Below are 25917 nucleotides of genomic sequence, written 5' to 3'. Positions count from 1 at the left end.
ATCTAAAGTCTCTAAATTAGCAACAAAAAGTGCATGCAATTTCTACCTACGTGCTTCAAATTACCTATATTGCGCAACAGACACGATTTTGACGAAAAATAGAGCTCTTTATAAATGAGACTGAATCTATGCCTTCATAGTGTCGAAGGGGCCTTCAGAAGTCTCGCGATTCATCATACATATCACGCATCACAGAAATCGATAAAGAAACCAGAAGCCATCCAGTGTCTGAACCAGTCATGGAGTTTTGAATCCAACTGACCTGGTTCCATGAGGCCTGACTCAGCAAATTGAGTGATCACATCTCCTACTTTTAAGCCTTGATTGAGCTTTGATAACAGGAAGTATTCCGACTGAGAAATAGATTCCCGACGGACAATGAAGTTTCTGCGTGTAATCGCGAGATAGGTGATTTGCTGTTCTGGAATGGGAGGTGAATTTCCCTGTCGTGCGCTGGAAATATACTCATGAACGGGGAACTGAAATTGAAGTAAACGAAAACAGGGAGCCATTTGAAGGCGAACTTCAGGCCAGGCTTCTGGCTCTATCGAATTTAAAGCCTCTGTAGTGAGCGGCGTTTCTCTTTCGATGCCCGGGCCATCAAATACTTCGCTATAAACGCGTTCCAACATGGCGATTTCAATCAAAAAGTCGGTCCAGTTGAATTCACCATCCTCGGAAGTTGGCTTGGTTTCTCTTAAAAACTGAGGAAAATGAGCTCCCAATTCACTGAGCGTATAACTGGTTGGTGGGTATTTCTGAAGGAACTCCATCGAGAAGGCACCAAAGGCCGTTTTTCCCATTGCACAAACCAGAGCGGGAAATTCTTCGCTTAAGCATTCCAGTAGACGCGCATAATACGCATTGGCATAGATACCCATCCGCTCCAGACTAGTCAGTTGGCTGGAAGCGGTAATCACTGTTTCCAGCTCATTACTTTCCAATGGAATCTTATTTTGTGCCTCTTCAGAAGCGATGCCAGCTTCGACACCGGTCGGCCAACTGATAACGGTTTGCATCCAACGTTGAATTTGATCCAGATTACGCGATTCGTTACTCATTCCACTTCAGCCGTAATGAATGATGCCGGGTGAGGGATCGCCTTTGAGGTTGTGTTCGTAACCATTTCTTCTGTACTTCCTTTTTCGAACGAGCTCAAATTCTCATCCATGTAATTTTTGGCTTTCAGAACTTCCTCATGCACAACAGGAAATGGTGGAATATCGGCATCCCACTCTAACAATGTGGAAACTCCTCCAGTTCTCTGGTGTAATAACTGAAATAACTCCCAGACGGGATCAATTACCTTGCCGTCATGTGTATCAATTAAGTGGGTTCCACAGTTGGTATGTCCTGCCAGGTGGCATTGTACAACTCGTTTCGCGGGAACTGCTTCAACATATTTTATAGGATCGAATTCATGATTCACGCTGGAGACATACACATTATTCACATCCAGCAATAAGCCACATTCCGCTTCTTCTGCCATCCGACAAACAAATTCAGACTCACTCATTGTTGAGTCTCTAAATTCCAGATAACTACTAGGATTTTCCAGAACAAGTGGACGTTCCAAAATTTCCTGAACGGTTCGAATTCGTTTAACGAGATGCGAAAGCGTACTTTCATTGTAGGGGATTGGCAGCAGATCATGTGTATTACGGCCTGCAACACCAGTCCAACAGACATGATCCGAAACCCAGTGAGCGTTGACTGATTCTGCTAGAGATTTCAGTTTTTTCAGGTAATCGCGATTGAGAGGATCGGTGCTTCCAATTGAAAGTGAGACACCGTGCATCACAATAGGATAACGCTCCGCGATCTGCTCCAGCACAGCCCGCGGTCTTCCCCCAGAGTCCATGAAATTTTCTGAGATGATCTCAAACCAGTCTACTTCTGGCTGGTGTTCCAGAATATGGGCGAAGTGTACGGTTCGCAGTCCGACTCCCAAACCCAGATTGTCGTGTCCTAGACGTGGTTTTAACATATGTCCTCACTCCGACTTTCAGTAAGGGGACTCTTATCCGAATCGACAAAGTTTGCTAATGCGTGCTTGTAATAAAAGCAGGCTCCAGACCAACTAAATTGATCAAGGAGCCTGTTTTATTATAGCAAAAGTAAAACTTATTTTTTGGGAGCAGGGGCAGGACCAACTTTTTTGCCAGCTTTTTCCATTGCTATTTCGAATTCAGCACGAGCCAATTTCCACGCATCTGGCATCAATGGCACACTGCAGCTTCCTTTTCCTTTACAAGAATTCATTCCAGGGTTAGAAGCACAGCCACCTTGGCCTTTACATTCGTTGGAACCTTTACATGCATGTTCTGCAACAGAGGCACAAGCTCCGAGACCCGCACAATCATTTTCCACACCGGCATGGGTTCCTTTGCAAGTGTTTAAACCACGACAGACATGTGGTTCAGTCAGTAACAAACTCACATCTTTGGAATCCTTGTCATCAGCACCATGATCGTGATCATCTTTGTCATCCCGGGTGGTACTACCAGCTTCTTCACCAGCAGCTGGTGTCTCTGAAGCAGCAGGTTGCTCTGGTGCTTTTTGCTGACAGCCAGTCATTGAGCCTGCTACCATGCCACCAAATGCAGCAAATGTCAGTCGGTTAAAATCACGTCGATTGAGTTCAGGGCGTTTCATGGATTTCCTCATTGTTTTATGTTGGGGTGATGCAAGTTCATACAATGAACCCAAAGTAGAAAGGTCTGCTCTTTTGTTCTGTGAGTTATCTCACATTTTCTGCAGAATTTAAACGGCGGATGATTGAATTCGCTAAAAATTTCCATTTCTTTTTTGATACAAATTTTTTTCTTAACTCAGCTGTTTTAACGTATTTCATAATAGAACTAACTCTGCAACAGAACAGCATTCTGAGTAGTTGTGTGTTAGCTCACAGGATCGTATTGCTCGAATCTCGATATAAAAGGTAGAGACATACGGTCTCCAAATGGAATGAGTAAGACAAGATCCAGAACTCCCAATCAAACACTTCGCAGCACAAATCATACGTGTACCCGATACAAGACTGATCCTTCTTGTTAACAGAACAAGAATTTTTAATTGGAGAAGAATGTCAGCAATCACGTGAGATGCCTTTTGTATGTCACGGCCCTGGATATTTGCCTTTTAAAATCAACTTGATCGCTTCATTTGACGTAAGAAAGAAAGGCTCCAATCGAATTTGCATTTGCGGTCATTGATTTATTCAGAAGAAAAGGTTGTAAGTTCTGATTCGATAAGAGGCATTACTAAAATTACATGCGATTTGAAATCAGGCTGGTTTGCGTCAATCAATTGTTTGCTGGTTTTACCTCCAAAAAATCATAAATAGTAATTTGCAACTCGAGGTGGTACTTCGGCTTTGAGTTCAGTGAGTCGCGCTGTTGAATGTCAACTCTTTCAGAGTTCAGCACGTGCCTGCGTTAATTCAGGAGTTTTAGCTAGTTTATGGGAAGGTCACTTTTCATTATGTTTTACTAACCGTTACAAGTCTCATATCAATTACAAAAATATGAACCAGAACATTCCTGTTAATTGAATAAACCATCAAATCTATCCGATATGTAAAACCGTGTAGGACTTCTGGGCCTGTTTTAAAAGGGGTTTTATTGTGCGTGTACCAAGTTTAATCGCTGTAACACTCAGCTTCATACTTATAACATTTTTCACCCAGTATGTTCAGGGTGAAGAAATCAAGTGGCAAACCAATTTGAAACGAGCTGCTCAACAGGCTCGTGTTGAAGAAAAAGCCATGCTCATTCAAATTGGAGCATCCTGGTGTGGATTTTGTCACAAGATGGAGAGAGAGACTTATCGGAATCAGAAAGTGATAAAACATGTCAATTCCTGTTTTATTCCGATTCGAGTCGATGCTGACCAGAATACAGAGTTAGTTGAAGCCATCGGTGTAGCAGGGCTACCAACGACTGTTATCATTACGCCTCAACTAAAAATTGTGAAGAAGATTTCTGGCTACGTTGCTGCTGGAGAAATGACAGGGCATCTCAACAAAGTATGTCTTGCTAATCATGAACGTAAAGTACCAGTTCGTACTACCGAAAAGATTCAGAAAATGAGTCAGAAACAGGTGGTCTCTCAATTTGCATTCAAGAATGTTTGCCTGGTGAGTATGTTGGATGATCAACGGCTTGTTGAAGGTATTCCAAATTTTACTTCTGAATATAAGCAACGGAAGGTCTGTTTCGCTTCCGCAGCGAACAAAAAGAAGTTCGACTCAAATCCGGATCGATACTGGCCTGCCTTTGAAGGAAACTGCCGTGTCTCACAATTGGAAAAAAGCCAATTAGTGGAAGGTGATCCACATGTCGGTGGGGTCTATCGAGAGAAACTCGTGTTTTTTACCTCTGCTGATCAGCGGGATCGGTTTTCTGCCAACCCGGCAGGATACCTTTTACACCCATAAGTATAAAAAACACCTGACAGCAATTCCTCTTCTTAGGTTGGAAGGGAGAGGAACGATGTCGCTGCCAGGTGTAGTTTTAAAAATCACTAAATTCAGCCTGTTGGATTTGAATCAGCAGGCTGATTTTTTTGTAGGTTACTGAATCTTTTCAATCGACTGTGGTTCGAGCCAGACAAACTTGCCTTGATTCGCAATTGGTTTCCCTTTCACACTCACTTTCATGCTTTGGAACCGGCTCTTATAAAGGTCAGGATACGAAGCATGTGCTCCTTCGATCACATAGACTTTTCCATCGTTACTCTTAATTGCGAGTCCTAGCTCTTTGGGGTCCTTTTTAGGATGGACCCCGTATTCACAAGCAGCACAACCTGTTGTGCCATTGATCGAAACCAATTGAGATCCGATTGCGTTTGTACTACTCGTTTTCTGGCCACCCTCTTTTTGAGATACGTATTTAGCAGGGTTGGCCTGGAATTTTTGCTTAACACTTTCACTGGGAAACTGGTAACGCATACCATGGTAAATGGCGGTGAATTCTGGTTTGCCTGGAACGTCTTTTCCTCCATCGATTTTGCAGACAATACATTTTCCATTGTGTGCTAGGTCAACATCAGCATACTTCTGTGGCGATTGATCAAATATCGATTTGATCTGCTGATTGGGGAATAAAAACGCTCGTCCTTGATAAAAACTCACATGATCCACCTTACCAGGGTTGCGAACACCGTCATGATGAGCGAAACAGACAGAGCAATCACCATTTAACGCAGGGACAAATTTTTCTGGTTTGGCTGCGAACATTTTTTTTATTTCCTCATTCGGAAACAGATAAGTCCGACCATCATAGACCACAGCATGCTCTGGTTTCCCTTTGATCATTTTTTGACTTTTAACCAGACAAACAGCACAATTTCCATTAAGTGCCACTGGGGCTTTATCAGCTACTTGTTCCTCTTTTGCTTCAATTGAAACGGCTGTTAAGACAATGGATGCTAATAACGCAACCGTCATTACAAATGGTGTCAACTTCATCGACATCTCCTGGAAATTTTTGCATCGGATTTTTATCGTTGTGAGTGAGACTACCATTCAAACCTTTGTCCCGTCATTTAAAATAATGCCTTGGGTTTGGTTCGTGATGTTTCACTTCCCATTACTTACGTAATCAGTATTGCCGTGTCACAGAGCTCAATCTGTGGTCTATTTCACACTCTGAAAATTTTTTCCAGTTCTCTCAAACAGCAGTTTGCTGAATTGAAGAATCATGGTCTTCCGTAGTGAGAGTTAAAAACGGTATTGCATGAAATGCTCAAGTGTTGATAATTAGTGCCTCTCTCCAAATCAGTCCTATCTTCAAACATATCTCAAACCCTCTCGTACTATTAAGTTATAAAAACCAGGTGCCTTATGTGGTGCACAAGTTGCCAGTCAGATGTGGCTGCAGAAGTTTCTACCGACTCCAAGCGAGTCCATTGCGCAATCTGTGGCAATGATCTGGGAACGACAGCAGCTACACGAATTAGTGATAAGACTCAGGAAGCCCGGAATTTGCTTGCACGTTGGTCGAATCGTGAGATCCTGGATCCGTATGGTCCTTTGAGCAAGGTAGAGTCACGTCCGCAGTTTGCCTCTTCTCCCTTTGAGCAATCGGAAAAAAATGACCTTGAAAATGTTCCACCACAGGCTGCTGTGAAGGAACAAATAAATGAGAAACCTACATCAACTCACGCACAAGTTTCAAATACTCCTTATCAGGAAACACCAATTCCTGTAGAGCAGAAGTTAGAAAGCGAACCTATACACGAGGAATCAATTTCATTTCAACAAGCGGCCATTCCACGGTTGCGATCTGATTATCGTGATATTCAGGATTTGATCGAAGACGATGAGCAAAGCCCGAACTGGTTGGGGTTGGTTGGCCAGTTAATGGCGTATGGTGGTGTGGCTGTTTTAACAATTGGAACCACGCTCGTTCTATGGGGTTATTATGGTGGACCTGCGAATTATGCTTCTACAGGCTGGCTGATCAGTACTGCCGGACAAATGCTGCTCTTTCTGGGAGTTATTACTCTTGTCTCAGCAGGGATGGAACAGACTTCATCTTCAGTGAGCCGTCGTATTGATCGCTTGGCGCAAAGAATTTTCCTGTTTGAACAAGCCATGCTCGACCAACAGGAATCACAGAAAAACCAGCGCCCTAATCCGCAGCAGCCTCAAACTGATGCAACAACATCAGAAATACGATCCCGAAGATCTGCTTGAATGACAAGCGGAAAAGTTTTCTCTGTACACTCAATCTAAGTTTCGGTCAAATTACTACTGAATCGCCTCTGACTCCAGTGTGAGCAAGTGCTGTTTGAGCGATGTTCCCTGAGGTGAAGAAAACCCTCCCAATTTTCCACCTGAAGCGACCACACGGTGACAGGGAATAATAATCGGAATTCGATTCGTGGACATTACGGTTCCCACAGCACGCGCGGCGCGAGGTGCACCTGCTTTGGTGGCGAGTTCTCCGTAGGTGATCTGTTTTCCATAACCTATTTTTTTAAGTTCTCGTATGACGCGTGCCTGAAATTTTGTCATGTGAGGTAGACTGACTTTGACGTCCCGAAATTCGACAACCGCGCCTTGATAATAATCTTGGAGTCTCTCTGACAAATCTGGAAACCAATTTGTTTCCTCGAAATTATTGATTGAGTCGTTATGGTCTTCTTCAAAGACTTGCTTTGCTGCCTGGCGAACGTCGGCGGCGGAGTGGTGTCCCATCAATAGTCTTTCTACGCCCTCGGAATTTCCCATGAGTCCACACCAACCGATTTCCGTGGAAAAAATCGATAATTTTAATGAAAATGACTCATTAGAAGTGCCTTTCTTTGCTGTTTTAGAAATCGATTTGGGAACTGAAACAGTTCTTTGACCCATCTGGAAGTCTCCGATAGAATAGATTTGACTCAAAAGTACAAAATAACCGCCGTTCATTTTAGAACATATAAAACTGAATTTACAAGATAATAGAGTGATTATGCATCCATACAGCATGTTGTCCGACGAATACTTTACCAATCTGAATTTATGCACGGAAATGACGCTACCTTCATCTCGGGAAACGGTGCTGAATTTTTTTGAGCGGGTGCAAAAATCTTTTCCAACCATGCGAAATTTCTATAACCGCGGCGAAAACGGTTTCATTCTTGAGGAAGACAAAGAAGAGACCGGGCAGCAACGTTGGATTTCTCTCGAACCTCAGCGCGTGAGTAGTGGGTACTTTTCACCCAAAGATCCGGATGATTGTTTGAAGCAACATAAATTAATGTTGGAACTGGTTCCTTATATGCTGTCAATCAGTCCTCTCGATTGTGAAGCGCTGGATTATGTCGTGGGCTTTGATTTTTCTTATCGTGGGAATCATGATGCTTTAGTGGCCGAAGCCTTAGGATCGAATCAGGCGATTGACAGCCTGTTACAGATTCCTAGAGCGCGGCCGCTGAACTACGAACCATCAATCACACTCAGTCTGGACGATTCCTGTCGTTGTCAGGCGCGTTTGTTAATTGAGACTCGTACAAATGCCTATCAGGTCAGACGTGAGGATTATTCCGATGAGCAACTTTCCGTATTCTTTACGCTAAGACAGTATGGTAGTCTCTCAGCAGAAACAAAATTAGAAGAGACCATGCTGGATCTGAAAGAAAAATCAGACCAATTGATGAATGAATACGTCATCGATCAGGTCTTGCGTCCTTTGGCACAGGCAATTTCAACGAAATAAAGAGTGTTTTTTAGAATGAGGGCTGGCCCAGTTTCAAAATTGGGGGTACCCCTATAAAGTAGTCATCATCGATTGTGCTTCCAGAAAACTTCAAGATCAAAGGGGAATCCTTCGTGGCTCTATCATTAAGCGATTTTGCTCAGTCTCTTACCGTCGAAACAGCTTTTAGTGTCTTGGCTGTTGCAAAGCAGTTAAAAGCAGAAGGCAAAGATGTTGTCGAGTTGGAAGTGGGAGACAGTCCTTTTGACAGTACCGCCTCTGCAAAATCAACAGGTATTGAAGCGATTCAAAATAACCAGTCACATTATTGTGCTTCTCCTGGAATTCCCGAATTCCGTAAGGCGGCTGCCGATTTTGTCTCGCGTGAATTTCAGGTAGCCGCGAAACCGGAGAATATAGTTGTTGGACCTGGTGCCAAAGTTTTTGAGCAATTCTTTTGTGAAGCCTTTTTGAACCCCGGCGATGGCGTACTCGTTTTTAGCCCCTATTTCCCGACTTACTTGCCAAACATTGAACGTCGCGGCGCACGTATGGTTCTGTCGGATCTGAAGCAGTCGAATGATTTCCGTCCTGATCTTGCCGATATTGAAAAATTCTTGTCTGATGATCCTGCTCCGAAAGCCATCTTCCTGAACTCGCCTCATAATCCTACTGGAGGGGTGATTGAAGAATCCGATCTGAAAGCAATTGCCGATTTAATCCGTGGAAAAAATATTGCTGTGTTTAGCGATGAACCATATTGTCATATGGTCTGGCAAGGAAAACATCACTCTATTCTGGCTCAACCAGGAATGATGGATCAATGTGTTTCCGCATATACTTTCAGCAAATCGTATAGTATGAGTGGCTGGCGATTAGGATTTTGTGTGGCTTCGGAAGAGGTTGCTACATCCATTGGTAAAATGGTCAACACCACACTTTCGTGTACACCTCCTTTGGTGCAACTTGCTGGTGCAGCCGCGTTGAACTGTGATTCCGAAGAGCGTGATGAAGTCATGTTGAAATTCAGAGAGAAGGTTGTCCTGCTAACGGATAAATTGAATCAGATCGATGATTTTCATGCCCTTGATCCCAATGCAACATTTTATGTCTTTGTGAATGTGGCCCCTGTCTGTAACAGATTGGGCATGACAAGTCACGGGCTGGCACTTTACTTATTAGAAGGTGCCGATGACGAGTTCGGCATTGCTTGTCTGGGGGGTGAATGTTTTGGAGAAGCTGGACATGGATTTTTGCGTTTCAGTTGTGCAGAACCGAATGATCGACTGGAAAAAGCAATCGATTTCATCCCGGAAGCCATTTCCAGAACAGAGCGTATAGCCAGCTATTTGGAAGCGAATCCAGCAGCCAGGTTGCAGTCGCCGTACGCGGTTTAAGAATTTTTGCTCAATACAATTCTGAATGAGAAACAGAATTTCAAGGATGTTATGAATCGTTATCAAGCGTTGATCCGCACTGCGGTCATCCTTTATTGGGTCCTGTTATTTACGGCGACTCATATCCCGTTAAAAAAAGGGACACTCCCCCAGGGAACCGATGTACCATTGCACTTTCTTGCTTATGCAGGTCTTTCATTTCTGCTGACATGGTGGTTGTCGCTCAAATGGGACAAGCTGACATTCAAACGATTATTCGCTGTATTTGTGGGAGTCAGTCTGTTCGGAGTCGTAGATGAGTTACTACAGGGGATTTCGGTGTTAAAACGTCAGCCAAGTTTAGATGATTGGGTGGCTGATACTGTGGGGGCACTGTTAGGAATATTGCTCTTTCTGCTAATTCAAAAACCTTTGCAGCGGCTCTTGAATCGTTCTCAAACCCATGATGTAAACTAGTGAAACGTGTTAATGTTAGATAAAATATAACATCATTCTTTTTCAGTAGCCGACGGTGTGCGCCAACTGCGTTTTGATTTATTCAAAAGTGCCATCGCACTCGAAGGTCCCCAGGTTCCCGCATAATAAGGCTCAGGAGTTTGGCCCGTCTTTTCCCACTCTTCCAGAACCGGCGTCACGAATTTCCAGGCAGCTTCCAGTTCATCACTCCGAGTAAAAAGAGTGGAATCGCCACGTAGCACATCCATCAATAACCGTTCGTATGCCTCAGGCAAGCTTTTGTGATAGGCGTCTTCAAATGCAAAATCCATTTCGACGGGTTGAATCTGATATTGCATACCAGGACGTTTTGTCGAGAACTTCATGGAAATCGATTCTTTAGGCTGAATGCGGAAAATGAGTTCATTCGGTTTACGTTCAACCAGCGAGCAGATATCACCATCGCATTCTACGGTCGTAAAGAGGTTCATTGGTGGGTGCTTAAATTGAATGGCAATTTCACTGACTCGCTCAGGCATTCTCTTACCCGTCCGCAAGTAAAAGGGAACCCCTTCCCACCGCCAGTTTTCGACCATTACTTCCATTGCAACAAACGTTTCTCGGTGAGAGTCAGCAGGCACGCGCTCTTCTTCCCGATACCCTGGGACTGCCTGTCCAAACGATTGCCCTGCTGTATATTGACCGGAGACAGCCCATTCCGAAATATCACCTTTAGTTCCTGGTGAGAGCGTTTTCAAGACTTTCAGTTTTTCATCACGAATTTCCTCTCCACTGAAAAGCGCGGGAGGCTCCATGGCAATTAAGCATAAAAGTTGTAGAACATGATTTTGTAACACGTCTCGTAATGCTCCCGAACGGTCATAATAGCCGCCCCGCCCGTGCTCAATTCCCTGTGATTCTGCAACTGTGATTTGTACATGATCAACGTGATTACGATTTAACAAGGGTTCAAAAATCGAATTGCTCAATCGGAACAGCAGAATATTCTGAACGGTTTCTTTGCCTAAATAATGGTCAATTCGATAGATCTGGTCTTCACCCAGTAGTTCACTTAATTGCTGGCTCAGTTCTTGTGCAGACTGTAGATCATGGCCAAATGGTTTTTCTATGACCACTCGTAACCACTCTTCTTCTGAATTGCGTGGCACCATCTGCGCTTGGGATAATGCATTAACGGCTGGATAAAATAAAGAAGGTGCTGTTGCCAGATAAGCGACACGTTTGGTGATGATGTCGCCGAGTACTTCACGTTCAACTGCTTCTATTGAAGTTTTCAGTTTCGCATGATCACTTTCAGCTGTGATATCAATTTCACGGTAGAAGAGCCGCTTGGAAAATGCAGTCCATTTTTCATCTGTCACAGTGTCCGTACGTGTAAATTTCGAAACTGTATCGCGCTGCTCGTCTCGAAATTGTTCGTCTGTCTTTGACCGTCGCGCCAAGCCTATGATGGGAAGATCTGCTGAAAGAAATCCTTCACTCCAGAGGTCATACAATGCGGGAATTAATTTCCGGGCTGTCAAATCACCAGAGGCGCCAAAAATCAGAATGGTTGCAGTTGTCAAATCGATAGAAGGATTAGAATTGGCCATGACTTACATCCATGCCTTAATAGAAAGTGTGGTTCTGGGAATAGGAATGATTGTTATATTAAATGAAGCAGACAGTTAAATTTTTGCCGATTGCTGTTCGATGAGTAAATCCAATTCACCTTTGAGGCGAGGTAATATATCATCATAGGAATATCGGCCTAAAGATTCGCTTCTTTTCTTTAGATTGACATAATTAGGACCACACCAAAGGCCGAGGTCTGCATCATCTGTTTCTCCAGGACCATTCACTCGACAACCCATGACTGCAATTGTAATTTTATGCTCTTTGGCATATTCAGTCATTTTTTTGACATCCGCTGCCAAATCAACAAACACCTCGTTTTCCACACGAGAGCAACTGGGACAGCTGATGATATTAATGCCCTCTTGAGCAAAATTAACAACCGTTCGTACGCGTCCGGCAGCAATATCTTCCAGAATAGTGCGCCCAGCTTCGATTTCTTCTCCTTTTCGATCATTGGGAACGGTTAAGGAAACGCGAATTGTATCCCCAATGCCTTTACTGATTAGTTGTTCGAAGGCCATTCTCGTTTTTATGATTCCATCTGGAGGCATGCCGGCTTCCGTCACGCCCAAGTGCAGTGGGATATCAGGACGTTTTGTGGCAAACCGCGTATTCACTTCAATTACTTTTGCTGGATCTGAATCTTTTAGAGAGACACAAAACCGGGTGAAATCAATTGATTCCAGAAGTTCGCAATGATCGAAAGCACTTTCCAGCATGGGAGAGATAGAGTCATCAGGATCATACTTTTCGAGTTTTGCCGGATCGACTGAACCACAGTTTACGCCAACGCGGATCGCGCAATCATTGTCTTTTGCAACTTCTGCGATAAATTCCACTTTCTTTTGCCAGGGTTTTTCTGGCTCATGATGATAAAGATGTCCCGGGTTGTAACGCAGTTTGTTTACATATGGCGCGATGACTTCCGCCAATCGGTAGTTTTCCTGTAGGTCTACAGATAGTGGAACAGTCGTCTGTTTTCGAATTTCGATGAGTGCGGCTGCTTCTCGTTTATTATCGACAGCAATTCGTACAATATCAGCTCCTGCTTCTTCCAGTGAATGAATCTGGGCAACGGTTGCATCAATGTTGCTAGTTTTCGTGGCGGTCATACTTTGAACGGCAATGGGATTCTCGTTTCCAATCGTAATGGCACCAATTTTCACTGCTCTTGTTGGATTTCGTGGTAACTGCAAGTTGCTTATCCTTTAAGGTATATCGATGCTCAGCTTTCGGTTTCAAATTCACGGATTGTAAAAGATCCAGAGTTCAACGTCCATTCATGAAAAATAGATAAAAATCAATTGGGATTGACAGATTTTTCATGTCTTTTTACAAGCCTTGGGTTAAGTATTGCTATTTTATGCAAAAATGAGTCGGATACAAAGTAGGCGGAATAAAAATGAATCGTCAAATTGCAGGGATGCTAGTCGGTTTATGTGTGCTCAGTGGCTGTGGATCTGATGCACAAACGGCTTCAGAGAAAGCAGTTAAGTCAAATCAAGCTAAAGAGAATGTATCGCAAAATCAAGAGGCCGAAAGTGATACTTCCTCGAAAAGCAAACCTCATGCAAAAGAATCTGTGAAGTCAAGACAGGAGATTTCTCAAAATCCGAATTCTGTAGATGAAGCCACTGTGAAAAAAGCAGAGGAATTTTTTGTTCAAGCTATCAATTCTCTAAAAAAAAGGGAATTTGCTAATAGCATCCAAATATTCACCACGGCCATTAATATCAATCCACATGTATCTAAGTACTATTTTCATCGAGGCAGTGTGTGGGCTGATCTGAAACAGGACGCCAACGCTATAATTGATCTTACAAAAGCGATTGAGATGAGTCCCCAAACTGGGCAGTATTACCTGACTCGGGGGCTATTTTTTGCAACACGAGGTGGCGGTGAGCTAGCGATTAAAGATTTTTCGAAGGCCATCGAACTCAACTCAGATGATTACCAGGCGTTTAATAATCGTGGTTTGTTATTTGCAACATCAGGAAAACTAAAGGAGGCCCGAGCTGACTTTGAGCAGGTTTTACGTATCCAGCCGGATAGTCTCGATGCGATGAACAATCTGGGTTTTGCTCTGATGAATTTAAATGAAATCGGCAAAGCCATTGAGACTTTAACCGAGGTGATTAAGCGAGAGCCGAAATATCTGAATGCCTATGATAATCGTGGACTGGCTTGGCAGAAACAAAAAGAATTTGCAAAGGCAGCAGAAGATTTTACAACCGCGATTCAACTCAGTCCCCAGAACCTGAAATTTTATCAGCAGCGGATGGTTGTATATGAGAAGATGAATCAACCGAAAAAAGCGAAGGCAGATGCAGAAAAAATTAGTTGGTTAAAGAAACTGGCAGTCATCAACGAAAGGATTGCCAAGTCACCTAAAGATGCAGATCTCGTATTAGAGCGTGCACAGTTTTACTTGAAGTCAGAGATGCGTGAAAAAGCAATGCAGGATTATGCGAAGATTGTTTCACTAACCCAGGATACGGGGCGTGGCTATTATATTCGTGGCGCACTTTACCTGGAAGAAAATAAACTTGATCGATGTATTCAGGAGTGCTCTCGAGCTATCAACATACAACCGAATCCAGAAGCCTATTCAATTCGCGGTGATGCTTTCATGAAACGCGGTGATATTGAGCATGCGCTCCGTGACTTCGAACGAGCCAAACGCATCGATGAAATTGTAGCGAAGGCCTATCTGATGCGATCGAAGACGCTCAAGAAGCAAGGCAAACTGAAAAAGGCCGCCGAAGATTTTGAACGTGCCGTCGCCATCGATCCTTCTTTGGGCCCCACTAAATTGAATGAAGAAAAAACGACTGCCAAGCCTGTCATTCGTCCCATTGATTGAGATCGAACTTTCATTCTTAAAAGCTGGTTAGGTTGAACGAAAATACTTGTTCGTTGGTTCGAGTGCTTTAAACGTTAGCGAGGGTCAAATGAGTGACGGTTTTCTGGATGATATAGAAGACTCAAGTGGGCGCTCTCCGGAATCTCAAGCACTTTCGATTGCCGACATGCTTTTCGTAAGTTTTAACTCACGCGTGATTGCACTGGATCGGGATACGGGCGACATGATCTGGAATTGGAAAACACCAAAAGGCAGGTCGAATTATGTTTCGATTTTAGTAGACGATGATCAGTTATTCGCGTCCGTTGACGGTTACACGTTTTGTTTAGATCCTCTCACAGGACGCCAAATCTGGTTTAATCCTCTGAAAGGATTCGGGTATGGAATTCCTTCATTGGCCACTGCGCAATTCAACAGCAACACCTCTCCCGCTGCTGAAATCCTCGCGCGCGAACAGCGCAGACAGCAAACGGGAGGGCAATAGGTAAGGTTTATCAGGTAGCATAAGAGACATTTTTTACGATAGCAACTCGGCATTCGTTAAGTGCCACCGGTCAGAATCGAGAATGGGCTTGATATCGAAGTCTGGCTTATGCTGATTGGCATGCACAAAGACTTTGATGGTTGAGCGTCTTTGAAAGAACCCAAATCTTGTCAGTAGTTTCATGACTTCTTTCTTCCCAAAGTAATTGAACACAATAGAATCGATCCCAATTCGCCGTGTATATTCACAGAATATTGCTAACATCTGTTTCAATGATTTCTGATCGCGACAAAAGAAGTCCTGAATTCCTGCGGCATAATCACCATTTCTACCAGATTCTCCCAAAACATAAACCATATAACCCAACAGTTCCTGTTGTGGATTTTCTAACGTTAGAATATGAAATCTTGTGTCTGGCTCATGGCGAAAACGCCATTCCAGAAATTCACGAGTTCGCTCTACCATTATACTTCCATCGGAATATTCAGAGAACAACGTCCCAAAGCGTTCATCAATCGGTGCATCAAAGTTGACTTTGATACGATGAGATAAAAACGTTCTCGTTTCGAGAGAATAAATTCGTAGTGAGAGATCAACGAGAGATGAAATGCCTTTTCTCAAGATCGTAGTTCGAATTTTGTCTTTTAATTTATATTCACTTCTAATTGGTTTTACCCAATATTGGAAGTTTCCGATTTCTTGATATCGGCATCGTTTAAAAACTGCGGCAGCAGTCTCTGTCATCCCAAATACAAAATCAAATTCTGTGTCTGGTAAATGGGAAATTAAAGCGCGTTGTAGTTTGAGCGCAGCTTGAGCACCACGATGTGCTTCATCGACATTGATTCCCTCAGCCTGACCCACTAAAAAAGGTTGTTTCGGTGAACTCATACGACGGGGCAATAAACCGGTCGAACCAACTAGTTTTCCAGCTTCTTCTCTGGCTAACCAGCAATAGTTATCACCAAAAGGGTTTTGCTGATGAGACCAGTTAAACCATTGAGAATCAGTTTTCTTAAAATTCCGATTAATCAACGAAAGCAGTTCTTCATGATCGTCACTCGGAGTTGTCTGAGTGATTGAATAACCCATACAGAATGAACCCGTCTATACATGATAAATGACTGAGAAAACAGTAGTTATTAACATTCATGAAGTCTAGGCCACAGGTGTTGGAAGTCAAATTCGATAAACGTTGATTGATGTTAGTGATCAAAGTCATGCACTTTATCAGATCGTATCTTTTGATAGAATTGTTATCATTCTGAAGCATAAGTGTTTACGAGGAGTTCGATGAGACTCTTGTTAGCTTCAGGGAATCGTAGATCCAAAAGGTGTTTTGCCGGAATCCAGTGGAATCCCTTCAGATTTTGATCGGTGAAAACTGTCTGAGTCTCAACGGGTTGGCATAACCAGAAATGCAGTTGAACGTCAGCATGATCATATGCATGCTCTTCATAACGTATTTCTTGCAAGGCCGTGACTTTAAGGCCCGTTTCTTCCAGACATTCTCTTACCGCGCATTGCTCAGCAGACTCATCTGGCTCACATTTTCCACCTGGAAATTCATGGAACCCTGCGAGTGGAGCGTGTGCATCCCGGACCCCAATCAGGAATTGCCGTTGATATTCAACAACGGCAATTCCGATTCGGTTTGATTTTCGAGCGCTCATCGCTTCAGTCCGTTTCGTTCCGGAAGCAGTTCAGAGAGACTTAAATAAGAGCACTTAACGACTTTCAGTCACGCGTCCAAAAATCATGCGGCCTGCGCTACTTTGCAGAACACTGGTGACAACAGCATCAACGTCGCGACCTACTAAATGGTTTGCTTGTTCGCAAACCACCATGGTTCCGTCATCCAGGTAACCTACACCTTGGGCCTGAGACTCTCCTTCTTTAATAATCTTTAATTGAAGATGTTCGCCAGGCAGGTAACGTGGTTTTAATGAGTTTGCCACGTCATTGAGATTGATAACATCAACTCCCTGTACGCTGGCGACTTTGTTCAGATTAAAGTCATTCGTTACTACTTTTCCACCAAGTTTTTTCGCGGCCACAACCAATCGTTGATCGACTGTCAGACCTTTTTCTTTGTCCGTTTCCTTAGCTTCATGCATAGAGATATCTACGTTCGGATTGTTCTGTAAAGTAGATAGAATATCTAACCCACGACGTCCACGAACGCGGCGCACTTTATCACTACTGTCAGCAATATCTTGTACTTCTTTCAAAATAAAGTCGGGAACAATCATTTCTGAGTCCAGAATTTTGGTTTCGACTACGTCAGCAATCCGGCCATCAATGAGAGCACTACTGTCGAGAACCAAAGGACGCCCCCCTTTTAATTCACGCGAAAATTCCACATAAGGTACAATGAACCTGAAATCATCTTTAGTTTGTAAAAGAAACGTGATACATAGATAAGGCAGTGTTAAAGTGGTAATCATTACCACTCCCTCACCCCACGGCGTCTTTGAAATCACAGGTCCTAGGGCCTGTATAAGTAGATAACTAAGTAGCACCCCTACCAATAACCCAAAATAGATAGCTGAAATGACTTCGATGCGCTTTCGACTGATGAGCAGGTCCAGGCAGGTAACGCCCTGGGTAAAGATCATCAAGAGCACAAATGCGACCAGAGGGTATTGATCGACAGGGCTGGGGGGATTGGAACTGACATAGGTTGCAATTGCTCCTGCACAAACAAAAGCGTAAAGCACTCGGATACTTATTAATAGCATTTTAAATGGGTCACTTTGAGTCTAAGACAATGGTACTAGTTATTTGTCCCAATTAACTCTCCCCACTCTAACTCCCACTTTAACAAAAGTCTGTCCAAGTCCGATGTGATAATTCGGACATGTTCCAGAAACATTCCTGTTCTCCGGTAAATGGTGTTAGACATCCAGAGAGTTTGGGAATGATTTTGACATCGACAATAACAGGTTTTAAAAAATTGAACCAACAAAATATTGATTTGATTTTCCTGACGAACTTGACTGATAGAGCGTGATTTACGCAAAACAATCTAGTTCAATCTATTAACAATTCGACATTCCAAGATCGCTTTTATTTAGTTTAAGTTAAGGACCTCGCCTATTCCTTTACTAAAACTTCATCATTCAAACAAACGAACGGAATGTGTTGCTGCTAACAGATGTCGAAGCAACAAAATCATTGTGTGATCTCCCAAACACACAACATATTGCAGCCTTCATTTCTCGGTCACATCAACTTTGAAAACCTAAGCTGTTATATCAAACTACTTTCTCAATATGAGAAAATAATAATCGTACACTATAGCTAATCAAAATTACTCCCGCCACTGAAAAGGAAATAGTATCAACTGATTCTGTAACTTAATCTCAATAAATACACAGGTAATCAGAACTCTTTCCATCTGAGAACGCGATTCCTATTCTCAGCTACCTTTGTATACAGGTCGTGATCTTTAACTCAAATCACTGTCGAAATTCAAGGAGTAGACATACAGATAGTCTTGCGTTAGAAACCAAAGAGATTGGTTATTGCTACTCTCTAGATGCAAAAAGAAGTGCAAAGGTTCCGAGAACGAGTAAAGAACTTAAATCTTAATAGATTTCCTGGAGTACCAGAGAAACTAATTGAACTTCCAAAGACACTGAAAGTCTTGTATTTAAGTTCCAGCAGTGGGGCCACCAACGGGAGGTGCAAACTTGATTTTCTCTATATAACGGATGATGTGTTTTCCCGAAGAATCAAGCCGACCTGTGCAAGCACTGACTGCTTTCAAAGTGTATTCAAAGTGCAGATTGTAGTCCGCTTCAATTTCGACTTCCATATCTTTTGTAATTGGATTACCGGGTCTCCCGATAATTTTTAAGATCTCATTATTCAAACCAGCAAAGACATTCGGTCCATTTCCCAAATTGACCTGTCCCAGCCGAATGGTATTCAGTGATCCATCTTCATTGGCTACGAGCCTGACTTTAATGTCAGGGAACTGAGGCATATCATCAGAAGGCTTAGAGTCATCAGTGATCGGCATGTTGACATTAAAATCACCTTCCGGTTCAACAATATTCAGTGTCAACATAAAGAAGATCAATAACTGAAAGACAACATCAATCATCGGCGCCATCTGCGGCTCGATCTTTTCTGCTTCCCGGCCTGAACTACGTAACTTCATAGGAATATAATCCTGTCATAAAGAGATCTGTAGAACCTACAGAAATTCTTAACTATACTTTGCTATTGAGTCTTTTGCGTTGCCTTGAATGCAAACTTTGTAAAACCATTCTCTTGAGCGAGCTTAATCAGATCCTGTATCAGACCCGTATCTACTAAAGCATCCGATCTTAGTATGACGGGAACGTCATTCGGATCCTGATTTTTCTGCTTGTAGATACGTGCTTCCTGTTCGAACTTTGGTCCAAATTTCAGTACTGGAATTTTTTCACCAGTATAAAAAACATAAGCCTCGGGGTCTGTAATTTCACCCTGCTGATTACGTTCAAAGCCAATATTCAAAACGAGTTCATCGGCTGCTTTGGTCTCAGGAGGTTTTGCCAGAGAATCCGAAGGCAATTTCACTCGTTCGTCTGCCTGAATCTGCTCAAAATTGGTAATCACCATAAAAAAAGCGATTAGTTGAAAGACTATATCAATCATCGGTGTCATGTCGACATCAGCGACTGCCGCTTTTTGAGATTTAATTCGCATTGGATAGTTCTCCACTCAAACAGAGTTGTGTTCTGAACCGTATTTGCTGCAAAACTGTTTAATTAGTTCAGGCTCTATTTACTATTAGCAGAAAAACGGTTCATCAGGCTTTCGCTAATCATTCCTACTTCCAGCGAAAACCGAGCTACACGATTTCTTAGCAGGCTATAGAAAATCATTGCTGGAATTGCGACAGTCAAACCTTCCAAAGTCGTAAACAACGCCGTTGAAATACCGTCTGCCAATTCAGAAGGTTTAGGTGAAGTTGCAGAACTTGCGATCGTCTGGAAACTCAAAATCATACCGTAAACAGTTCCCATCAGTCCGATCATGGGAGCGATGGCACCAATCAGTGCCAGATAGCTTAGCTTGTGCTCCATTGCCATGTTTTCGTCTTCGCCAACTTCCTGCATGCCTTCAATAGCCTCCGCATAACCTTGATTCAGCTTGCTTAAGCCTGCAGCCAACACGCGGGCAACGAATGAATCATCGCTTTTGGCTAATTCATAGGCGCCTTGATAATCTTTGCTATTGATTTTTTCTTCAAAGGCGCCGATCAGATCGGGAGGCATCAGATTGTCTCGTCGAATTGAGAGCACATTTGCCATGATCAAAGCAACCATCAAAAACGAAAGTAAGAGCAGGATTAAACCAAAGAAACCTGAGGCACGAATCATCCAGGACAGAAAACTTTCCGTTGCTGCTGCAGGAGCACCATTTTCTGCAGGAGGGTTTTCTGCTGCAGGAGCTTCATTCCCAGCTGCCGGTGCTTCGCCTGCCGGTGCGGCTTCACCACCTGCGGGGGCCTCTCCTGCGGCGGGAGTCTTTTCATCCTGATATGCCCAGATTTTTGAGTTCAGGCCAATCGGTGTAAAAACGACTGCGCAGAGAAGTAATATACTCAGGCTACGATAAGCCAGTGAAATCTGATTCCGTTCCAAGGAATTCCCCATCATCATTGCTGTGGTCTCCGGTCTTTTGAAAGGAGTGTAAATCGTGGATTTGTTGTGTTTCAAATATGAAGTATTTTTAACTTCGTTCATTATTTATAGGTCAAAATTGCATTGTAAAGGGAATACTGACTGAATCTTTCCAGCAATCTGACATTCGTACTAAAAAATTAGCTTCCTGTCGCTTTTTGCGTCCATTCACTGTTGGGATATTGTTGTTGCAAGACGGCACGCGCTTCGACGCCACGCTCGGGTTTCTGAACTTTCCCCCACAAATTAGAAAGGCGATAAAGCGCTTCAGCATGGACTGCAGGCTCTGTGGGGAACAAAACATCAATATGAAGATAGGCAATTAATGCTTCTTTGGACTCTCCTAATTCGCGGTAGCAGTCTCCTTTTCTTAAGTAGGCTTCTGCTAGTAAGGCGCTTTGTTGGGAATTAGCACTTTTGATGATTTCATCGAGCTTCTTGATCGCTTCTTTAGGCTTACCTTCTTTTTGTAAACACCAGGCACTGCCTAATTGTGCTGCTCTTTTACTGGCTAATTCTGATTCTGATTTGGCATCCATTTTGGCAACGGTATTGAATGCCGCTAATGCGCCGTTGACATTCCCTTGTGCAAGCAGAACGCGTGCTTTCAGATTTTTGGCATCCATCTGGTAGTCTTTCCACGGGGATGTTTCCAAAGTACTGAATGCTTTGTTTGCTGCAGCATAATCCTTTTTTGCCAGATAGGCTTCTCCCAGCAATTTTGTTGCCGGGTAATATTGATAATGATCACCGTTGGCTTTTATAAATGTATCGAGCATTTTAATAGCGTTATCCAAGGCGGCAGCGTCTGATTGTGCGCTTTTGGTAGTCGCGCGGGCAATCATGAACTGCAAATCCTTCTTGAGGTTGGCACTGCCACTCGCCTGTGACTTTTTATATTGTTCTAACGCTGCAGCGTAGTTCCCATTCCGCTCTTGATTTCGAGCAATATTCAATTGTGGTGGTTCGCCATCCCAGCGTACTCGCTCAACTTCATTTGCAGGAATTTTAACGCTTTTCGTGCCCCGTTTTAAAGTCAGTTCAGTTTTCGTATATCCAGTGACATCGCCTAGCAATGGGCTGCTACTGTTGTACTGATAAACCGAATCTGCGGCTTCGAGATTTGAAACCAGTAGAATTTGAAAACTTGCCAGCAGGCTTAAACAGAACCAGATTGGGCGTTTCATCAGTTTTTGCTCCTCAACGATAATATAGTCTCATCACGGATACGTGGTTTTGTCTGTTTAAAGGATATCAAGCGTCCTTTGATTCGCTTTCCGGACGAGGTCGTGACTGTTTTTGTTGTTTTGCTTGTGCGGCTTTTTTCTTGGCAATTGCTGCTTTACGAGCGGCTAATTCTTCTGGAGACATTTGGGCCAGCTTCGCTTTACGCGCCGCAATTTGTTCCGGTGTTAGTTTTCGTTTTTCCTTACCTGATTCCTCTTGCGCAGGTCTTTTTTTACTTTTGACCTTCTCTGACTCTATTGGGGATTGTGATTTTTCCACAACAACTTGCGGCTTGGAGGACTTGGTCTTTGTAGAACGATTCGGTTTGAGCGCCGGGGGTGGCTCAGGAATCTGTGAAGGCATTGTGACATTTGAAGCAAGTTGATATGACGGCCGGGCTTTTTTGCCAGGCTTTAAGCCAAAGAAGTAAAACGCGGCAGCACCTCCAATTCCCAGAAGTATGACAACCAGGAATAAAATCGTATTAGACCCGGCTTCTGTCTGCGGCGCTGTTGCAGATTGTTGTGCTACTTTTTGCTGTGTGTTTGCCGGAGTTTCTGTTTTTAACTGTGCCGCTCCATTTTCAGCTATCGTTTGTGCTGCGGTCTTGCGACGTTCCAGGTTTTGTGGATCTTCACCCAAGTCAGTTTGAATTTGTCGATAGAGTTGGTTAAATCGCTCCCAGACTTCATCTGGCAAATCAACGCTAATCTGACCAAAGACATTTGTTTCATATTTAGCACGCTTCAATTCATCTTCACTGTTGATGGCAATTCCATATTTCCGCCGAGACTCGATGCTATTGAATTGTGAATCATAATACATTTTCTTTAAATCATCGCGCCCAGTAGCAGCGATCGAATTTTGTAACAGACGGGCTAGATAACCCCAACCGCGAACAAGAACACCATCTGAAAGTGTAGTTCCATTAATGGCGTCCAGATATTTTTTGTGAGAATCACCCTGACCACTGCCAGCCCAATCTTGCAAGATGGAAGCTGCTTCAAACTGAACTTCAGGCGATTTGTCCTTCTCTTTAAGAACTGGAGTGATTAATTCCAGTGCTTCTTCGAACTCACCTTGCTGACGTTTACAATTGACAAGTCTCAGAGTAATTCCAACTTGAAAATTTCCAGGGATGAAATCGCCTGAAGCGTCTTGACGTTTCTGGATCTCTTCAAAGGCTGCTGCTGCTTTGTCAAAGTATTTTCGGGCGATGGCTGGGTTCTCACTGGCTCCTTGTCCCATCCCAAAATAAGTTTCTCCGATCCAAACTAAAGAACCGTATGTCTGGTCCTTTCGCTTGAAGATGTCAGTTAAAAATGTTTCCAGTGACTTGCGTACGTCATCAATGCGTTTGGTATCACCAGCTGCTTTCAGACGTTCAATCTCTTCAGTAATCTTCTCGCCCAGTTGGCGATACATTTCGGTAATGGATTCTCCGCCAGATCCCGATGCAGATTCTTCAAGTTGCTTCATCGCTTTCCGAGCTAATTCAATCTGTTGTAAGCCAATAAAAGCACGCAATTGAAGTTGATACACCAGATTGGCAAATTCGCTACTTTGAACTCCCTTGGCAGGTCGCTTTTTGCCTTTCGCGACGTGAATTGCTTTCAGGACGGAGTGTGGTTCTTTCGACAAAATATCGACAGCTTCCTGATAGTTGCCGTTGTTCAAAGCGATTTGAGCAAGTGAAGCTTTCGCAGCGGTGAGATTTTCTGGTGTCGCTGCTGTCTTAGGTAGAGATTTTAAAGTTGCTGAAATACCCGTTCGAAGGTGTTTCTCTGCGAGTTTAGCCCACTGATTTACATCAGCCGGTTTATCGTCAGATCTTCGCGACATTGTCGTTAGATAGCTATTCCAGTAAGCCTGCCCTGCTCTAATCTGGGCATCGACATATTGTGGTGCTGTCGGAGGGACTTGTGAGTACCACTTGGCAGCTTCTACCGGACGGTCTGTCTGACTGTAAATATTACCCAGTTGAATGCGGGCGTCGTTGGCGCGATCACTGTCAGGCCATTTAGCCGTAATCAGATTACAGATGCTCTCCATATGCTGATTATCAACATACCGCTGTTCTTTGGGTGAATCATTGTAAGCCTGTAGATAGCCTGCCAGCGCAAGGTAAGCCGCATCCAAAGCGATTTGCTCACTATCTTTGTGATGGAAGTTAGCGATAAATTCGCCAAGAATTGCAGATTCATAACTTCGTCTCAAATTATAGTATGTATAGCAGAGTAAAAATCGAGCGTGATCTAATTCTTTGGGATCTGTTTTGTTGTCGGCCAATTTCAGGGCAATTTTCAGAATGCGGGCCGTTTCTTCCATGAATTGATTGAGTTCGATCTGGGCATTCTTTTTATCTTTTGCTGACTTAGCAGCGGCAAGTTTGTCCTTCAGGGTTTTGGTCTGCTTAACACGGTCCTGCCCTAAGCCATAGGCCGTCTCAAAATCTTGAGGATCTCCTCCGGAATTTCCTTGTAACTTTGCGGTAATACGACTAATCAATAACCGGGAAACATCACGGTATTTGCCTCGGAATGCGTTAACAAATCGAGCATTCTTCAAAGCTTGTCGTAGAATTCGTTCCTGCTCGTTTTTCTTTTTTCCCTCGGTATTGGCTAACGCTTCTTGAGCACGCGCCAACTCCCAGGTGATTCCCTGACCGATAGAAGTACGATTCCGTGAACGGTTTGCTTTCAACCATTCCTCTGCTTCATTGATCACGAGTTCGTAATCTTTTTTCTTATCATCGTTCAGACAAATTAAACGGAACTGCAAGATATTATCTTTTAACTGTTTGATCGGCTGTGATTGTCCTGGGTGGCCTAGCAACTCATTATAAATTCCCAGCGCGCGGCCTAACTCTCCCTGTTCTTCAAAGCATTTGCCTTGCCACATACGGGCATAAAGTCCACCTACCTGGCTGCGATAGCGTTCGTGAATTTTGGCATATTCTTCTGAAGCCTTCTTCAAGAGGCGATTAAAGTCGGCACTACCAGGATCGTAGGTTTGTGCTTCTGCATAAGTACATTGTGCGAGATCGAGCTGCGCGCTCATGAACTGGATTTCTGCGTTTGCTCTGGCTTTGTATTTTTCAGGCTCCTTTTGTTTGTCAATAAAAGTAGCTGGGAACGATTTCCAGGTCTTTTCGTGCAGATTGTAAGCCTTCTGAAAAATTGCACGTGCCTGGGCAACAAGTTTCCTGGCAGCAGCCTGAGCTTCTTTTTTCTTTTTTACCTCTGCTGTGGCTTTAGCTTTACGAACTTCAACTTCCGCTTTTTCCAGAATAATCTTTCCCTGTTCGGTACTCGCTGTTCCCGCTTTGGGGTGATTAGGGCTCTGTTGGGTAAACAGTTTTAATTGTGCTAACGCCTGATTGAGCGTTGCTTCCTGATCTTTCGGGAGCTTCTGAGTTCGTGAAAACATCATCAGAGTCATAGCACGCTCAAAAGGAATCAACTCACGAATCTCTTTGGGCGTTGTTTGATCAATGTCGATTTGATCGAGATACTGCAAAGCTGTATCGTGATAGTTTTTGTCTCTTAGACCCTGCAGGAACTCAAGATACTGCTCTTCTGCATATGCAGGAGCCAGAGAAGTGAGTATGGCAGCAAAACTCACTATTGAAACTAAATGGAATAGACGCATATTACAAATTCCATCGCTAATGAACGGATGAACTAAGGCCGTGATAGAAAGGACTCAAACCCACGAAATCACACGATTGGAAGAAGCCATACAGAATGGAAACACCTTGACAATCATTATACCTACCTTATTAACAAAATGTTCGCTATCTGATTTCGATTTTCTTAAAGAGATGGTTTTCCAGAGGTGAGAGAGAACCATTCTTAGCTGAAAATCGTTAAATACCAGCATATCCCGAGAGAGAGGTCTCTGCAAGAAAGATGCTGGTAATCGTTGATAATTCAGCTGTTAAACCAATACGTCTTTGGTTTTATCTGGTACCTGATAAGGTCCCCGAATCTCTTACGACATTTTC

The 25917-nt window shown here is 43.4% G+C and carries 22 protein-coding genes; 7 read left to right on the top strand and 15 right to left on the bottom strand.

What is annotated here, in order from left to right; genetic code table 11:
- Positions 1 to 182: 182 nt before the first annotated feature.
- From V202x_RS08020 to V202x_RS08010, 3 genes are all read right to left on the bottom strand, one after another.
- Positions 183 to 1061 carry a DNA-binding domain-containing protein gene (locus tag V202x_RS08020; RefSeq protein WP_145172829.1) on the bottom strand — a complete coding sequence of 293 codons (879 nt, stop codon included), beginning with the start codon at positions 1059 to 1061 and terminating at the stop codon, positions 183 to 185.
- Positions 1058 to 1987: a DUF692 domain-containing protein gene (locus V202x_RS08015; RefSeq protein WP_145172827.1), complete on the bottom strand. Its 930-nt coding sequence runs from the start codon at positions 1985 to 1987 to the stop codon at positions 1058 to 1060. Before V202x_RS08015 ends, V202x_RS08020 begins: the two co-directional genes overlap by 4 nt.
- A 137-nt stretch (positions 1988 to 2124) precedes the next feature.
- On the bottom strand, positions 2125 to 2655 hold the full coding sequence (locus tag V202x_RS08010) for a hypothetical protein (RefSeq protein WP_145172825.1): 531 nt from the start codon (positions 2653 to 2655) through the stop codon (positions 2125 to 2127).
- 970 nt (positions 2656 to 3625) lie between these two features.
- On the opposite strand from V202x_RS08010, the gene V202x_RS08005 reads away from it, so the two are divergent.
- A complete protein-coding gene (locus V202x_RS08005) occupies positions 3626 to 4438 on the top strand; it encodes a DUF255 domain-containing protein (protein WP_197993287.1) in 813 nt (270 codons plus the stop codon).
- A 135-nt stretch (positions 4439 to 4573) separates the two neighbouring features.
- On the opposite strand, the gene V202x_RS08000 is transcribed toward V202x_RS08005, so the two are convergent.
- Positions 4574 to 5470, bottom strand: coding sequence for a YHS domain-containing protein (locus tag V202x_RS08000; protein ID WP_197993286.1), 897 nt, complete (start codon positions 5468 to 5470; stop codon positions 4574 to 4576).
- A 375-nt stretch (positions 5471 to 5845) separates the two neighbouring features.
- On the opposite strand from V202x_RS08000, the gene V202x_RS07995 reads away from it, so the two are divergent.
- Positions 5846 to 6700: a hypothetical protein gene (locus tag V202x_RS07995; protein ID WP_145172819.1), complete on the top strand. Its 855-nt coding sequence runs from the start codon at positions 5846 to 5848 to the stop codon at positions 6698 to 6700.
- 54 nt (positions 6701 to 6754) lie between these two features.
- Here the strand turns inward: V202x_RS07995 and V202x_RS07990 are convergent, their stop codons facing one another.
- Positions 6755 to 7360: a methylated-DNA--[protein]-cysteine S-methyltransferase gene (locus V202x_RS07990; RefSeq protein ID WP_197993285.1), complete on the bottom strand. Its 606-nt coding sequence runs from the start codon at positions 7358 to 7360 to the stop codon at positions 6755 to 6757.
- 100 nt (positions 7361 to 7460) lie between these two features.
- On the opposite strand from V202x_RS07990, the gene V202x_RS07985 reads away from it, so the two are divergent.
- From V202x_RS07985 to V202x_RS07975, 3 genes are all read left to right on the top strand, one after another.
- Complete coding sequence (locus tag V202x_RS07985; RefSeq protein WP_232098907.1) at positions 7461 to 8207, top strand: hypothetical protein; 747 nt, start codon at positions 7461 to 7463, stop codon at positions 8205 to 8207.
- Between the two features lie 113 nt (positions 8208 to 8320).
- A complete protein-coding gene (locus tag V202x_RS07980; protein ID WP_145172815.1) occupies positions 8321 to 9583 on the top strand; it encodes a pyridoxal phosphate-dependent aminotransferase in 1263 nt (420 codons plus the stop codon).
- 51 nt (positions 9584 to 9634) lie between these two features.
- The gene (locus V202x_RS07975; RefSeq protein WP_145172814.1) at positions 9635 to 10039 is read left to right on the top strand and encodes a VanZ family protein; all 405 of its coding nucleotides are present in this window, start codon (positions 9635 to 9637) and stop codon (positions 10037 to 10039) included.
- Between the two features lie 32 nt (positions 10040 to 10071).
- Here V202x_RS07975 and zwf read toward each other — a convergent pair whose 3' ends face one another.
- Positions 10072 to 11631 carry a glucose-6-phosphate dehydrogenase gene (gene zwf, locus V202x_RS07970; protein WP_145172812.1) on the bottom strand — a complete coding sequence of 520 codons (1560 nt, stop codon included), beginning with the start codon at positions 11629 to 11631 and terminating at the stop codon, positions 10072 to 10074.
- Positions 11632 to 11706: 75 nt separating this feature from the next.
- Positions 11707 to 12852 (bottom strand): (E)-4-hydroxy-3-methylbut-2-enyl-diphosphate synthase, encoded by a 1146-nt coding sequence (gene ispG, locus V202x_RS07965; RefSeq protein ID WP_145172810.1) that lies wholly within the window; start codon positions 12850 to 12852, stop codon positions 11707 to 11709.
- Between the two features lie 206 nt (positions 12853 to 13058).
- Here ispG and V202x_RS07960 point away from each other — a divergent pair, with 206 nt between their 5' ends.
- Both V202x_RS07960 and V202x_RS07955 read left to right on the top strand, forming a co-directional pair.
- The gene (locus tag V202x_RS07960; RefSeq protein WP_145172808.1) at positions 13059 to 14519 is read left to right on the top strand and encodes a tetratricopeptide repeat protein; all 1461 of its coding nucleotides are present in this window, start codon (positions 13059 to 13061) and stop codon (positions 14517 to 14519) included.
- 88 nt (positions 14520 to 14607) lie between these two features.
- Complete coding sequence (locus tag V202x_RS07955; protein ID WP_145172806.1) at positions 14608 to 15003, top strand: PQQ-binding-like beta-propeller repeat protein; 396 nt, start codon at positions 14608 to 14610, stop codon at positions 15001 to 15003.
- Positions 15004 to 15036: 33 nt separating this feature from the next.
- Here the strand turns inward: V202x_RS07955 and V202x_RS07950 are convergent, their stop codons facing one another.
- The 8 genes from V202x_RS07950 to V202x_RS07915 all read right to left on the bottom strand — a co-directional run bounded on the left by V202x_RS07950 (position 15037) and on the right by V202x_RS07915 (position 25562).
- Positions 15037 to 16095, bottom strand: coding sequence for a GNAT family N-acetyltransferase (locus V202x_RS07950; protein ID WP_145172804.1), 1059 nt, complete (start codon positions 16093 to 16095; stop codon positions 15037 to 15039).
- Between the two features lie 167 nt (positions 16096 to 16262).
- Positions 16263 to 16676, bottom strand: coding sequence for a (deoxy)nucleoside triphosphate pyrophosphohydrolase (locus tag V202x_RS07945; protein WP_145172802.1), 414 nt, complete (start codon positions 16674 to 16676; stop codon positions 16263 to 16265).
- A gap of 54 nt (positions 16677 to 16730) precedes the next feature.
- Positions 16731 to 17744, bottom strand: a complete 1014-nt coding sequence (locus V202x_RS07940; protein ID WP_145172800.1) for a PIN/TRAM domain-containing protein — start codon at positions 17742 to 17744, stop codon at positions 16731 to 16733.
- Positions 17745 to 18658: 914 nt separating this feature from the next.
- On the bottom strand, positions 18659 to 19171 hold the full coding sequence (locus tag V202x_RS07935; RefSeq protein WP_145172798.1) for an ExbD/TolR family protein: 513 nt from the start codon (positions 19169 to 19171) through the stop codon (positions 18659 to 18661).
- Between the two features lie 62 nt (positions 19172 to 19233).
- Positions 19234 to 19704 (bottom strand): ExbD/TolR family protein, encoded by a 471-nt coding sequence (locus V202x_RS07930; protein ID WP_145172797.1) that lies wholly within the window; start codon positions 19702 to 19704, stop codon positions 19234 to 19236.
- Positions 19705 to 19778: 74 nt separating this feature from the next.
- Entirely contained in the window at positions 19779 to 20663 is an 885-nt protein-coding gene (locus V202x_RS07925; RefSeq protein ID WP_145172795.1) for a MotA/TolQ/ExbB proton channel family protein, read from the bottom strand.
- A 161-nt stretch (positions 20664 to 20824) separates the two neighbouring features.
- On the bottom strand, positions 20825 to 21871 hold the full coding sequence (locus V202x_RS07920) for a tetratricopeptide repeat protein (protein ID WP_145172793.1): 1047 nt from the start codon (positions 21869 to 21871) through the stop codon (positions 20825 to 20827).
- A 67-nt stretch (positions 21872 to 21938) separates the two neighbouring features.
- Positions 21939 to 25562, bottom strand: a complete 3624-nt coding sequence (locus V202x_RS07915) for a hypothetical protein (protein WP_145172791.1) — start codon at positions 25560 to 25562, stop codon at positions 21939 to 21941.
- Positions 25563 to 25917 lie beyond the last annotated feature (355 nt).

It is taken from the genome of Gimesia aquarii (assembly GCF_007748175.1).
GTDB classification, from domain to species: Bacteria; Planctomycetota; Planctomycetia; order Planctomycetales; family Planctomycetaceae; genus Gimesia; species Gimesia aquarii_A.
The sequence above is the reverse complement of the archived record's forward strand: the minus strand, read 5'-3'. Positions and strand labels throughout refer to the sequence as shown.

Excerpts from the sequence above, each read along its gene's own strand:
- V202x_RS07975 (WP_145172814.1), top strand. The coding sequence starts at position 9,635 with ATGAATCGTTATCAAGCGTTGATCCGCACTGCGGTCATCCTTTATTGG.
- V202x_RS07920 (WP_145172793.1), bottom strand. The coding sequence starts at position 21,871 with ATGAAACGCCCAATCTGGTTCTGTTTAAGCCTGCTGGCAAGTTTTCAA.
- V202x_RS07915 (WP_145172791.1), bottom strand. The coding sequence starts at position 25,562 with ATGCGTCTATTCCATTTAGTTTCAATAGTGAGTTTTGCTGCCATACTC.
- V202x_RS07935 (WP_145172798.1), bottom strand. The coding sequence starts at position 19,171 with ATGAAGTTACGTAGTTCAGGCCGGGAAGCAGAAAAGATCGAGCCGCAG.
- V202x_RS07940 (WP_145172800.1), bottom strand. The coding sequence starts at position 17,744 with ATGCTATTAATAAGTATCCGAGTGCTTTACGCTTTTGTTTGTGCAGGA.
- V202x_RS07960 (WP_145172808.1), top strand. The coding sequence starts at position 13,059 with ATGAATCGTCAAATTGCAGGGATGCTAGTCGGTTTATGTGTGCTCAGT.
- V202x_RS08000 (WP_197993286.1), bottom strand. The coding sequence starts at position 5,470 with ATGAAGTTGACACCATTTGTAATGACGGTTGCGTTATTAGCATCCATT.
- V202x_RS07955 (WP_145172806.1), top strand. The coding sequence starts at position 14,608 with ATGAGTGACGGTTTTCTGGATGATATAGAAGACTCAAGTGGGCGCTCT.
- zwf (WP_145172812.1), bottom strand. The coding sequence starts at position 11,631 with ATGGCCAATTCTAATCCTTCTATCGATTTGACAACTGCAACCATTCTG.
- V202x_RS07925 (WP_145172795.1), bottom strand. The coding sequence starts at position 20,663 with ATGATGATGGGGAATTCCTTGGAACGGAATCAGATTTCACTGGCTTAT.
- V202x_RS07995 (WP_145172819.1), top strand. The coding sequence starts at position 5,846 with ATGTGGTGCACAAGTTGCCAGTCAGATGTGGCTGCAGAAGTTTCTACC.
- V202x_RS08020 (WP_145172829.1), bottom strand. The coding sequence starts at position 1,061 with ATGAGTAACGAATCGCGTAATCTGGATCAAATTCAACGTTGGATGCAA.
- V202x_RS08010 (WP_145172825.1), bottom strand. The coding sequence starts at position 2,655 with ATGAAACGCCCTGAACTCAATCGACGTGATTTTAACCGACTGACATTT.
- V202x_RS07950 (WP_145172804.1), bottom strand. The coding sequence starts at position 16,095 with ATGGGTTATTCAATCACTCAGACAACTCCGAGTGACGATCATGAAGAA.
- V202x_RS08015 (WP_145172827.1), bottom strand. The coding sequence starts at position 1,987 with ATGTTAAAACCACGTCTAGGACACGACAATCTGGGTTTGGGAGTCGGA.
- V202x_RS07945 (WP_145172802.1), bottom strand. The coding sequence starts at position 16,676 with ATGAGCGCTCGAAAATCAAACCGAATCGGAATTGCCGTTGTTGAATAT.
- V202x_RS07985 (WP_232098907.1), top strand. The coding sequence starts at position 7,461 with ATGCATCCATACAGCATGTTGTCCGACGAATACTTTACCAATCTGAAT.
- V202x_RS07990 (WP_197993285.1), bottom strand. The coding sequence starts at position 7,360 with ATGGGTCAAAGAACTGTTTCAGTTCCCAAATCGATTTCTAAAACAGCA.
- V202x_RS07930 (WP_145172797.1), bottom strand. The coding sequence starts at position 19,704 with ATGCGAATTAAATCTCAAAAAGCGGCAGTCGCTGATGTCGACATGACA.